Source organism: uncultured Campylobacter sp., from assembly GCF_938040115.1.
Lineage (GTDB): Bacteria > Campylobacterota > Campylobacteria > Campylobacterales > Campylobacteraceae > Campylobacter_A.
The window spans coordinates 1-12,398 of the sequence record NZ_CALHXD010000028.1; the positions used below are offsets into that span (position 1 = coordinate 1).

General features: G+C 42.6%; 9 protein-coding genes. 5 read left to right on the top strand and 4 right to left on the bottom strand.

Annotated elements, in window-relative coordinates:
- From Q0314_RS01220 to Q0314_RS01235, 4 genes are all read right to left on the bottom strand, one after another.
- The coding region (locus Q0314_RS01220) for an ABC transporter ATP-binding protein (RefSeq protein WP_298055608.1) at positions 1-746 on the bottom strand (746 nt) is incomplete at its 3' end.
- On the bottom strand, positions 737-1,699 hold the full coding sequence (locus Q0314_RS01225; protein ID WP_298055609.1) for an iron ABC transporter permease: 963 nt from the start codon (positions 1,697-1,699) through the stop codon (positions 737-739). The genes Q0314_RS01225 and Q0314_RS01220, both read right to left, overlap by 10 nt.
- On the bottom strand, positions 1,699-2,733 hold the full coding sequence (locus Q0314_RS01230) for an ABC transporter substrate-binding protein (protein ID WP_298055612.1): 1,035 nt from the start codon (positions 2,731-2,733) through the stop codon (positions 1,699-1,701). The genes Q0314_RS01225 and Q0314_RS01230 overlap by 1 nt, the downstream gene beginning before the upstream one ends.
- Before the next feature lie 74 nt (positions 2,734-2,807).
- Entirely contained in the window at positions 2,808-4,889 is a 2,082-nt protein-coding gene (locus Q0314_RS01235) for a TonB-dependent receptor (protein ID WP_298055614.1), read from the bottom strand.
- Positions 4,890-5,273: 384 nt separating this feature from the next.
- On the opposite strand from Q0314_RS01235, the gene Q0314_RS01240 reads away from it, so the two are divergent.
- The 5 genes from Q0314_RS01240 to Q0314_RS01260 form a co-directional block, all read left to right on the top strand.
- The gene (locus tag Q0314_RS01240) at positions 5,274-7,370 is read left to right on the top strand and encodes a TonB-dependent receptor (RefSeq protein ID WP_298055616.1); all 2,097 of its coding nucleotides are present in this window, start codon (positions 5,274-5,276) and stop codon (positions 7,368-7,370) included.
- 316 nt (positions 7,371-7,686) lie between these two features.
- Positions 7,687-9,777, top strand: coding sequence for a TonB-dependent receptor (locus tag Q0314_RS01245; RefSeq protein ID WP_298055618.1), 2,091 nt, complete (start codon positions 7,687-7,689; stop codon positions 9,775-9,777).
- A 32-nt stretch (positions 9,778-9,809) separates the two neighbouring features.
- Complete coding sequence (locus Q0314_RS01250; protein ID WP_298055620.1) at positions 9,810-10,616, top strand: alpha/beta hydrolase-fold protein; 807 nt, start codon at positions 9,810-9,812, stop codon at positions 10,614-10,616.
- Positions 10,617-10,925: 309 nt separating this feature from the next.
- Complete coding sequence (locus Q0314_RS01255) at positions 10,926-11,135, top strand: XRE family transcriptional regulator (protein ID WP_298055623.1); 210 nt, start codon at positions 10,926-10,928, stop codon at positions 11,133-11,135.
- Positions 11,136-11,182: 47 nt separating this feature from the next.
- On the top strand, positions 11,183-12,398 hold a 1,216-nt coding region (locus tag Q0314_RS01260), incomplete at its 3' end, for a DNA cytosine methyltransferase (RefSeq protein WP_298055626.1).

Below are 12,398 nucleotides of genomic sequence, written 5' to 3' on the forward strand. Positions count from 1 at the left end.
CTTTTATCTTCGACGTTTAAATTTATAAAATCTATGCCAAAAAGTTTCGTTAAATTTTCGCCCTTTAAAATTTGATCGGTTGCGCCGAATTCATATCCTAAGGGGCCGTTTAAAAGCAAGGTTTTATCTGCCGTCGCAAGCGCGTGATCGGGATGATGCGAGGTAAAAATCACGCATGTTTTTTGCTCACTATTTAGCCTTTTGATTAGGCTTAAAACCGTGTTTTGATGAAAAACGTCGAGGTACGACGTAGGCTCGTCCATGACGAGAATTTTAGGCCGTAGTACTAGCGAGCGAGCTATAAGCGCCAGCTGCATCATGCCGCCGCTTAGCTCGTCTACGTTTAAATTTAAATACTCGCTAACGCCTGCTATCCGTGCGGCTTCCTCGGCCATCGCCCTATCCTCTGCGCTCGGCCTTGAAAACATACCGACGTTTGCGTTTACGCCCATTAAAATCAGATCTTTTACCTTAAAGCTAAAAGCTATATTTTCGCTTTGGGGCACGTATCCTACGAGTTTGGCACGCTCTTTGCCGCTAAGAGAGGCATGATCGCGGCCGTCGATCAAAATTTGACCGCTTTTTGCTTTTAAAAGTCCTAAAATAATCTTTAAAAACGTAGATTTACCTATGCCGTTTGGGCCCAAAATCGCAAGCGTTTCGCCGCTTTTTAGGCTAAGGTTCAAATTTTGCAAAATTTGCTTACGCTCGTATGAAAAGCTTAAATTTTCTACGCTTAAGACCATCTTTTGCCCTTTTTAACAATGATGACGCCGATCATAGGAGCGCCTATAAGCGCGGTTAGGATACTTAGCGGGATTTCAGCCGAGCTCACGCTTCTAGCCGCGACGTCGGTTAGCATCAAAAATATCCCGCCTAAAATCGCAGAAATCGGAACTAGCTGCGAGTTATCGGAGCCGTAAATCAGCCTCGTAACATGCGGCATCAAAAGCCCGACCCAGCCGATGATACCGGCGATGGCTACGCTTGCGGCCGTTATCAGCGTAGCAAGTACGATAAAGATAAAGCCCAAAAATTTACTCTCGCCCAAAATACTTGCATGTTCGCCGCCTAAGGATAAAATGTTTAGCTTCCAGCCCATTAGGCTCAAAAGCACAAGCCCGCTAACGCAAACGGGAGCAAGCGCTGCTACGTCGCTCCATGAGATGGCGCTTAGACTTCCCATCAGCCAGTAGACGATACTAGGTAGCTTTTCTTGCGTGTCGGCGACGTATTTGATGGCGGAGATCAGCGCCTCGAATATCGCGCCCGTGATGATGCCCGCAAGCACCAGCATGAGCTTTGAGTTTTTGTTTGCCAAAACACCCAACGCGTAAGCTATCATAACGGCTAAAAAGCCAAAAACGAAAGCGCCTATTTGCGTGGCTACGGGACTACCGAAGGCTAAAATGCAAACCACTGCGCCAAATCCAGCTCCACTGCCTACGCCCAGGATATTCGGGCTTACCAAAGGATTTGCAAACATCGCCTGAAATATCACGCCCGCCGCGCTAAGGCTGGCGCCTATCAAAAACGCCGCTATCAGCCTAGGCAAGCGCAGATCGAATATCAAAGCGTAAAGCGTCTCTTTGTCGTTTTGATAATAATCAATTAGCCCGTCAATAGAAATCCTACCCGCAAGCAGCGAAAAAACAACCGCAAAAGCTAGAAAAAACGATAAAAACAGATATTTTTTCATTATCTAAAAAGCTCGTAAAATTTGCTCTCGCCATTTAGGTCGAAGCGTAAAATTTGAGCTATCTCATCGCCGCTTAGATCGTAGTCGTAGAGGAGTTTGTAGCTCTTTTTCATCTCGTCTTTTAAATTTATATGTGCCGTTCCCGAAAACAGCACGCTAAACCACGCCCAGCCCAGGTGCGATTCGCCCGTAGGCGGCTCCCACATATCGCCTCCCAGAGGCATTTTATAGACGGCTTTTTGCTTGACGGCTTTTACGTTTTTTAAAATTTTATCGTTAAAAAAGTCCCGCGGAGTTAGCTCGTCGAAGTTGCTAAGCAAGATAACGTCCGGATTTTGAGCGAGAATTTCTTCTTTATTTAAAATTCTAAATCCCCCGAAATTCGCCGCATTTACTCCGCCGCTTAGCTTGATCTCATAATCAAAATACGTCCCGCCGCCGGCTGCCTCGTAGCTTTTATCCCTGCCGAATATAAAAAGAACCTTCGGTTTTTTGCTAAGCCCTTTTACGAAATTTTCGATCTTAGCTCTTACCTCGGCTCTATTTTGTAAAATTTGCTCCGCCTTTTGCTCTTTTTCATAAATTTTACCCAGCATCCCAAACCAAAAAAGAGGGTCTTCCTCCGTGCCGCTTAAATTTACCAAAGCTACGTTTAGCCCTACTTTTCGCAGCGGCTCGATGATCTTTTCGCCTCTCATGCCCCACTGCACTACTAGATCCGGAGATAGTTTTAGTAGCTCCTCGATGTTTGGAGTAAAATCCTCTCCTATACCGCCTGCCGGGATACTACCTGCGCCTTTTATCATTTTTCCCAGCATTCCGCGCTTGATGTTTTTCTTGGCTATCGGATGGACGGAGGCTAGGCGAGATACGTTGTTTTCGACGCTAAGAGAAAACGAAGCCAGCGGCACCGGAAACAGAGCTACGCTTTTAACCGAACCGTCAAAATGAAGTTTGTTTCCGCTTTGATCGGTAAATTCAAGCGCGCCCAGCGTCGCTGCCAGTAGCAATAAAACGGATATGATTTTTTTCAAATTCGATCCTTAAATTTGTAAATTTTAGAGCTTTTGAGCGGGCCTATTTAAAACCCGCTCGGCAAATTTAAATTTTAAAAGCTAGCCTTAAAGCCTAGTTTGAAATTTCTGCCTGGATTTATTAGCGGGTTGCTAGCGCTTCTAGGCTGGCTGATTAGCTCGTAGCTTAGGCTTGGGGCGTATTCTTTGTCAAAGATATTTTCGACGCCGAAATTTAGGCTAAAATCTTTTAAAAAGCCTAGTTTGCCAAGGCTCTTGCCAAAGTATAGGTTGTGCACGAAATATCCCGCTCGCTCGCGCTCTACGCTGTCGTCTATGCGCGTCTTTCTCGCCGCCCAGTCGCCGCTATACTCTATGTATGAGTTTGCCAAAAACTCCGGCGAATAAGAAACGGCCACGCGTCCGCTAAGCGGAGCGATCTCTGGAAGCGGTTTGCCGGTTTGTTTATTTTTACCGCGCGTGTAGGCGAGATTTGTTTTAAACTCCAAATTTGATAAAATTTTATAAGCGAGGTCAAATTCCGCTCCGCTTATCTTGGCTCTATTTACGTTTTGCGACTGATAGTAGGTCACGCCGCCGCTTTGCCAGTTTCGCTCGACTATCAGGTCTTTATAATCTCCCGTGTAAAATATCAAATTTGATCTAAGCGCCTTATCCGTATAGCGAAGTCCGGCCTCGTAGGTGACGCCTTTTTCGATATTTAGATCAGGGTTTGGCAGATACGCCTCGCTGCCTGAAAACGTAAGTATCGGGGCAACCTCGCCGCTCATAGGAGCTCTAAACGAAGTAGAGAAATTTCCTACAAACTCAAACCCCTGAGCGATAGGGTAAATAAGCCCTAGTCCGTAGCTCGCTCTGCCATCTTTTCTATCGTTGGCGTTTTCGTATAGGGCTTTTACGGCGGGACTCATCGAGCTATCCATATCAAAGGACGTTTTTATGCGGTCGTAGCGTAAATTTGCGCTCAAAATCGCGTCGTTGCTAAACGCGTATTCAAGCAAGCCAAACCCAGCGACGTCAAGCTGTTTGGTTCTTAGCCTGTTGCGTACGCTAGGGCCTTTGTTTACGCTTTGATACACGCTATCCCAGTCCTCGTAATAAAAATCTACGCCGTAGGTTTGGGTTAGGCTGTCGCCTATAAATTTGCCGATAAATTTACCGCCGTAAACTTTCGGACCGTTTACGTAGTTATCGACCTGTCTAGGCGACATAGCTCCGATATACGGCCTTATATTTAGGTGCGTATAAAGCTCTCTGTAATACAAGCTAGAATCTAATATAAATTTGTCGTTTATGTTGCCTTCGTAGTTTAGCGCTACGTATTTTTCTCTAAGAGGCGCTTCTTTTATGTATTTTTGAAAGCCTTTTTTATTTGCCGTTCCGGGAGCGCCGACCGCCGTACCGACTACGCCGCGCTCTGATTCGGTGTATCTAGTTACAAGTTCAAGCCTATGAAAATCGGCAAAGCTATATCCGCCTTTAAAATCAAGGCTTCGGTAATTATACCTCGTATTTGGGATTTTGCCCGCAGGAGTGTCGTAGTCCTTGCCGTGTTTGTAGTTTAAGCCGAGCAATGCGTCAAACCCGTGTCCGACTACGCCGAGTTGTAAGCGGTTTTGCACGCCTTTGTTCGCGCTTTGATACTGGGTGCTTAGATACGTATCAGATAGTGCCCAGTCGCCGTGCACGTCTCCGCTAGCTCTTTTGGTGACTAAATTTACTATGCCGCCAAAGGCATCCGTGCCGTAAAGCGTGCTAGCAGGACCTCTTATTATCTCTATCCTTTCGATTTGATCGGGCGTAAATATCGAATACTCAAACGCCGGCCTACCTCTAAATCTAAGCCCGTCTACGAACATCGGCACGCGGTAATCAGACGAGCTAAAGCCTCGCACGTTTACGGTACCAGAGTCCATGCCTTCGTTTACGATAGAGACTCCTGGCGCCTCGCTGATTAGCTCGGGTACGCTTTTGCCGAGCTTTCTTTCTATCGTCTCTTTATCTACTACCGAGACGCTTTTGCTTATCTCGTCTACGCTTTGAGATGATCTTTGCGCCGTGACGGTTACGCCTTCTAGCGATTTTAGCTCTACTTCGTTTTGCGCGGCAGCTAAAACGCCCGCAAGCGCTAAACTAAGCGCGATTTGCTTTTGCATTTAAACTCCTTTAAAAATTATTAACGGGCAATTATACAGAAATATATAATGATTTTCAATGATTAAAAATAAGGTTTTTAGTAAATAATTTATGTAGCAAAAATTTAAGCCGTTTGTAATTTTAACATGTTTTTACATAAAATCTCAAAAAATTATTGTTCCCTCGCAAATATCACGAACATTAAAAAATAAGAATAGTCTCCTTAAGTTTTAAGATCACAAATTTAAAATGCATTACTTTTCAGATTTTAAAAATTAACCTCTGCTCAAGCGATAAAACATGCTATACGAAATGACCAGTAATATAATAAAATAGTTTACAAATAGTTATTTAAGTATTATTGATATATAATCTCATTTTTATTTTAAAATCAAGGGAGAATAATGAGACTTAGCATTTTTGCTTCAGTCGCTATTTTAGCTACTTTTGCCGTTGCAGACACAAAGACGGACGGCTACTCGGTGATGCTTCCAAGCGTAGAAGTCGAAGGCATTTCCGAGCAAGATAACCTAAAAGGCTACGTCGCCTACGATAGCGCGGAAGTAAACAGAAACGGACTTAGCAACAAGCAAACGCCTCAAACCATCGAAACTATCGATATCCAAAAAAATCGCAACTACGGCACGAACGATCTTTCAAGCATCCTCGAAGGAAACGCAGGCATCGACGCGGGCTACGACATGCGCGGCGAGAGTATAAAAATAAGAGGCTTTAGCGTAGACGGCGGAGATATATACAGAGACGGCGTGAGAGACTCGGGTCAGATCAGGCGCAGTACCGCAAACGTCGAGCGCGTCGAGATTTTAAAAGGACCAGCTTCTATCCTATACGGCAGGAGCGACGGCGGCGCGGTTGTAAATTTAGTCAGTAAAAAGGCAAATTTTACCCCTGTTTATAAGGTCTCGGGTAGATACGGCAGCTGGAGCAGATGGGGGCTTGGCGCAGATGTAAACCACGCAGTAAATAATCAACTAGCCGTACGCCTAACTACCGACGGCGAGCGCGGTAAATCGTGGCGCGAAGGCATAAAATATAAAAATTTTATGATAAGCCCTAGCGTCATCGTAACCAACCAAAGCGGCGACGTAAGCTTCGAGGCGCAGTATACGTACGACAATGCCTGGCGAGTACCCGATAGAACTCCGACCAAAGCCGTCTACGATAAGCTAGGTATCGACTACAAAAAGGGCTTTTCTCACGAGGGTGACTTCGTGGAGGATAGGTTGCACTTTTTCCGCACGGAGTTAAATGCCGAGCTAGCAAAAGAGCTAAATTTAAAATGGGTTTTCGGATACAGAAAAGCTAGCCAAAATTTCGACCACTTTTTTGCGGGCAGTATCGTTAGCGGCAACAGACTAAGACAAAACTACGCAAAGCAAGAGACGGATAACGAAACTATCTCAAACGCCTTTACGCTCACCAAGGAGCTAAATTTCGAGAGATTTAAGCACAACATCGCAGTCGGCTACGATAACAGCGTCGAAACTCGCCATCCAAGGCTCTGGTATAGCAGAACCCATATGCAAGATATAGACCCGTACGCATCTAGGGGCAGCTGGACGTCAAACAGAAACGTCCCGTTTACGACCGATAACAAACACCGCGCGATCAATCACGGCGTGTTTTTCGAGGATCTAATCAGCCTTGACGACACGTATAGATTAATGCTCGGCGGTAGGTTTGATTTTTATAAATTTAAAACCAGAAACATAAGAGGCCAAACAAACAGCTACACCGGCGACTCGTTTAGTCCTAGAGTCGGCTTTTTATGGGACTTTGCGACCGATCACACCGCTTACGTCTCGTATTCGCAGAGCTTTGCGCCCTACGGCGGTAGAGGCAACATCGGCATCAGCACCGAAGATACGTCAAAGCTTGATCTAAAACCGCAAAACAACGTCCAGTACGAAATCGGACTAAAAAGCACTTGGGCGGATAATAAATTTAGCTCAAACATCGCGGTGTTTCAGATCGAACATAAAAATATCCGCTATCAGCCAGACCCTACAAACGACCCATATACTTGGGCAGTTCGCGGTAAGGAGCGTAGCCGCGGTATCGAGCTAAACGTGCTAGGACAAATTTACGAGAATTTATACCTACGTAGCTCGCTTGGCTACACGAACGCTAAGGTTACTAAAGACAACTCAAACCCGCTAAACGAAGGGCTTAATCTAAATGAAACCACGCGCTGGCAGGGCAATGTCTTTTTACGCTACGTAAACGCCGACAAATGGTACGTAGAAAGCGGCGTTACCGGCTACTCCAAACGCTACTCCTACTCTACTAGCGGCGGTAGAATCCAAGAACAGCACTTGCCGGGCTTTGCCAGAGTGGACGTGAGTGCGGGATATAGCTTCACCGAGCATGCGCAAATGACGCTAGCGATAAACAATCTCTTTGATAAAAAATACTGGCGCTCAAGCTCGAGGCTAGGCGACGAGAGGTCGTTTATGGTGAATTTTCACTATAATTTTTAATTAAAACGTAAAAAACGATAGATTATCCTATCGTTTTTACTGATTTTAAAACCGCTTCATCCATCACGCCTCAAAAGCTAAAAACTTAGTGCCAATGACTTGGCTTTGACTGCGGGATGGATAAAATTTCAAATTTAACATACCTTTATAAGCTTAAAATTGACTCAAACCCATCTTATTAAATTAGCCATCTAGTCTTTGGCGGCAAATTCTATCTGTATACGATAATTAATATTAAATTTATTCCATATTAGTTATTATTCGCGAAGAAAGATTGATAACTTAAATCAATATTAAGTATTCTAAAGGATTTTATATGATTGTTTCAAAAAATAAAGCTTTTGCGCCTATCGTTTCGCTCGTATGCGCAATAAATTTACAAGCCGTAGATAATATAAATTTAGAAGAGGTCGTAGTCACTGCTAGCGGTTTTTCGCAAAGTATTAAAAACGCACCCGCCAGCATATCAATCGTAAAAAATGACGACCTGGCAAAAGATAGCTTCACCTCGCTTCACTCTATCGCCTCAAAAGCTCCGGGAGTTAGCGTTATAGGCGGCGAGGACGGACCCGCCAGCGGTATCTCGATCCGCGGCATGGAAGGTTCGCAAACGCTAGTTCTCATAGACGGCAAAAGAGTAAATTCAAGCGCGGCCAATCCAAAAGGCGGTGCCGGCGATATGAACTCAAATTTTATCCCGCCGGTTGAGGCGATAGAACGCATCGAGATCATCAGGGGACCGATGAGCTCGCTTTACGGTAGCGATGCGGTGGGTGGTGTCATAAATATCATCACTAAGAAAAATTTCGATAAATTTAGCGGCTCCGTGAGTATATCCGGTATCGCGCAGGCTCATAGCGGCATCGGCTCGCAGCGCCAAGCGGACTTTTATCTTAACTTTCCGCTTCTTAGCGAGTACGTAGGTCTTCAGCTCTGGGGCTACAAAAAGTTACGCGATGAGGATAGCTATCCGGGCGGCTATCAAGAAAGCGATAAGAAAAACTTTAGCGCCAAACTATGGATCACGCCCGACGAATACAATAAATTTTACCTCCTAGCCTCCCAAGAACGCCACGAATACTCAAGGACCGTCGGCAAGACGGCAACCGTAAGGACAAATAGGCTGCTAAATAGCTACGACTACAAAAAAGATAGCTATGGAGTAGGATATCTGGGAAATTTTGAAAATTTAAATGCCGACGTGAGTTACATTTACGATCAGACGAAGCGAACGAGCCTCTTTGATAGCTTAACGCCGGCCGATGTCAAAAACCACAACTTTAACTCCAAATTTAGCACCTTCCTAGATTCGCATACGCTAACTTTCGGCTATGATTTCAGCAAACAGACGGTTAAAACCACATTTATCGTATCAAATTCGAGCAGAAGCGTGCTGCGAAACCCAAAAGCCTACTCTATGAAAGAGCATGCGGCATTTTTAGAAGACGAGTGGGAAATTTTAGACGACAAGCTTTATTTGACGCTGGGCGGCCGCTTCACTCATAACGAATTTTTCGACGATCATCTCTCGCCGCGTGCGTATCTAGTTTACAATCTAAGCGACAACTGGACGCTAAAAGGCGGCGTAGCGACAGGATATAAAACGCCGAACGTCAATCAGATCTCGCCGGAAGTCGGCACCATACAAGGCGGCTGGAGGATCGTAGACTTTGGTAACGCAGACCTAAAACCCGAAAAGAGCCTAACTTATGAAATCGGCGCTTACTACGATAGCGGCGATGATTTTAGAGGTTCGGTTACTCTATTTAGAAACGAGTTTAAAGATAAAATCCTAGATACCGACGGCAGCAGCATAAACCGTATTCCGGCATTTGGCTCGTGCGCTACGGCTCCGCACGTAAACTGCCCGGGCTGGGGAACTTACTTTAACATCGACGGTGCAGACGTCTGGGGCATCGAGCTTAGCGCAGACTACGACATACTAAAAAATCTAAATTTGCGCGGCAACTACACATACAACAACTCCAAAATCAAAACCGGCGATCCGACGATCAATACCCCAAACGGTCCGGTCAAATTTAGCCAGACCAACCTTAGCCGACTAGACGGCAAATCTCTGACCGCAACTCCAGAGCACGCGGCAAATTTGATGCTAACGTATAAGCCTATCGCAAGCGTGAGCACCTTTGCCGGGGCAAACTACGAGAGCGAGCTAACCAGCGTCAAATTCGGTCCCGGCAATAAAGTAAGCGAAAACGATAAAAAGCTTTTTACCGTCGATTTGGGTGCCAGCTGGGAGGTAAATAAAAATTTAAGCTTAAATTTGACCGCCTACAATATCTTTGATAATATCCGCTACGACGAGGGAATGGCCGATGACGGCAACTACTACTGGTATCCTGAAGAGGGCAGGAGATTTTGGTTTAAGGTAAGCGCGAAGTGGTAAGGATTGTTAAATTATTTTTGGGAGCTTTGATTATGATTGGTGTAGCCAGCGCAAAGCCTACTCAGTACATAGAGCCGATAGATGAAAGCGTTTATCGGCTTTTTGATGTCAAATACTCCATACTAGAAAGTGCAGGCGGAGAAATATATAAAATTTTTCAAGCCGTACCGAAAAACCGCAACGTTTATCCAAAAGCGATTTTTATGCTCGATGCAAATGCGCAATTTTCCGTGTTGCTTAATTTATTTAAAGATTTTACTTCAAACGACAATGTACCGCTTATCATAGGCGTCGGATACGATACGCCGCTAGCTTACGATACCGCAAGGCGAACAAAGGACTTAACGCCGTTAGCCCAAGGCGGTGAATACGAGCAAGGCGGCAATGCGGACAAATTTTATAAATTTATAAAAGAGCGGTTAATGCCGTTTGCAGACAAAGAATACGATATAAAAAATAGCGAGAAAATATTTTACGGCCACTCTTTTGGCGGACTATTTTTAGTTTATTCGCTTTTACAAAACGACGGTATATTTGATGAGTTTTTTATAGCCTCTCCGTCTCTTTGGTGGGGAGATTCAAAAATTATAAAGGACGCCTTAGATAACGACGGCAAACTAAAAATTAGATTAAAGGCGAGCTTTATAAGACTTAGCGTAGGAGAATTAGAAAAAAGAGCGGGCAAAACGGACAAAGAAAATATACTAAAGGCGGCCGATTTAGCTGAAATTCTAAAAAAGTCGGGCGTCAAATACGAATTTAAAATCTACGAAGGGCAAGGACACGGCGACGTAATACCGCTAGTGCTAAAAGATATCGTAAAGCATGTAAGCGAATAATTTAAACCCACAGATAGATATTGGTTAAAAGATTTTAGAGGTAATTCTTTTTTTAATATCTAAATTTATGCCAAATTTTACAGCAAAATCCTCTAACCAACAACCAAAGCCCAACTTTTGTCCCAAATAGATAAAGTATTTTTGATTGCAATAAACTAATGAGCCACGTAGAACTAAATTCTGAGTGGCACAAATTTGTAAGTTTTTTATATGATTTTTATGCCAATTCTATAAGTTATTTACTTAAATATACTTGCTTTTAGATTGTAAAATAGTGTATAATAAATAAATTTATAATTAGGATACATAATGAATTATGATAGTTTTTTACTTAAACTAAAAGAGGCAGGTATAAATAAAGATGAATTCGCAAAACTTTCAAAAACTAATAAAATGACAATGAACGGTTGGGCCACTGCAAGACATGGGAGAAAGGCTCCTAATTGGGTGGAGAGCTGGATGGAGCTATACATTTTAAACAGACAAAAGGATATAGTTATAAAAGAGTTAAGGAAATAATATGAAAGAAACGGAGTTGAAATTATTTTTTATAAATAGGATTTTATATGTTAACATATGTAAGTTTATTTAGTAGCGCTGGAGTTGGTTGCTATGGGTTTAAACAGCAGGGCTTTAAATGTATTGCAACTAATGAATATTTAAAAAAAAGAATTAAAATACAAGAAGTTAATAGAAAATGCGAGCTTAAATCTGGGTATATTACTGGTGATTTGTCCCAACAAGGTATACAAGATCAAATTTATAAAGAGTTAAAAAATAATAATATTAATGATTTAGATGTTTTGGTTGCAACTCCACCTTGCCAAGGAATGTCCGTTGCAAATCATAAAAAAAGTGATGAAATTAAAAGAAACTCTTTAATTGTTGAATCAATTAAGATGGTTCAAAAAATTCATCCAAAATTTTTTATTTTTGAAAATGTAAGAACTTTTCTAAGTACAATTTGTACAGATGTTGATAATGTAGAAAAAACCATTGAAGAGGCAATTGAATTAAATCTTGGCGGGTTGTACAATATCTTATCAAAAGTAATAAATTTTAAAGATTATGGCTCTCAATCAAGCAGAACAAGAACTTTAGTAATTGGCTCAAGAAAAGATTTAGTTAATATCAGCCCATATCAGCTCTTCCCTAGTAAACACGAAGCCAAAACATTAAAGAAATTAATCGGCAGTCTACCATCTTTAAAAACAATGGGAGAGATTTCTAAAAATGATATTTATCACTCTTATCGAACATTTGATAAAAAAATGTTACCCTGGATTGAGCTTATTAAAGAAGGAGAATCGGCATTTGACAATACCGAGCAAGCAAGAATACCCCACAAAATTGCCAATGGGAAAATAGTATTGAACAAAAATAAGAATGGTGATAAATATGCAAGATGGTATTGGAATAGGGTTGGGCCTTGTATTCATACAAGAAATGATATTCTGGCTAGTCAAAACACTATTCATCCAAGCGACAATAGGGTTTTTAGCATAAGAGAGTTGATGCTTATGATGACAATTCCTAACGACTTTAAATGGACAAGTCTTGATTTTGAAGCATTAAATAATTTGACTAATGAAGAAAAAATAAAATTTTTAAAAAAAGAAGAACTTAATATCAGACACTGCATTGGGGAAGCAGTACCGACTAGAATATTTGAGCAAATTGCATGTAATATAAAAAAAACATTGAACAAGATAACTTTATCTATGAATGAAATCAAAAAGACCATACAGGCCAATGCACTCTCGGCCAAGCCGGTGCTGGTAC

Coding starts and splice junctions, on each gene's coding strand:
- Q0314_RS01255 (WP_298055623.1), top strand. CDS start 10,926: ATGAATTATGATAGTTTTTTACTTAAACTAAAAGAGGCAGGTATAAAT.
- Q0314_RS01240 (WP_298055616.1), top strand. CDS start 5,274: ATGAGACTTAGCATTTTTGCTTCAGTCGCTATTTTAGCTACTTTTGCC.
- Q0314_RS01245 (WP_298055618.1), top strand. CDS start 7,687: ATGATTGTTTCAAAAAATAAAGCTTTTGCGCCTATCGTTTCGCTCGTA.
- Q0314_RS01235 (WP_298055614.1), bottom strand. CDS start 4,889: ATGCAAAAGCAAATCGCGCTTAGTTTAGCGCTTGCGGGCGTTTTAGCT.
- Q0314_RS01250 (WP_298055620.1), top strand. CDS start 9,810: ATGATTGGTGTAGCCAGCGCAAAGCCTACTCAGTACATAGAGCCGATA.
- Q0314_RS01225 (WP_298055609.1), bottom strand. CDS start 1,699: ATGAAAAAATATCTGTTTTTATCGTTTTTTCTAGCTTTTGCGGTTGTT.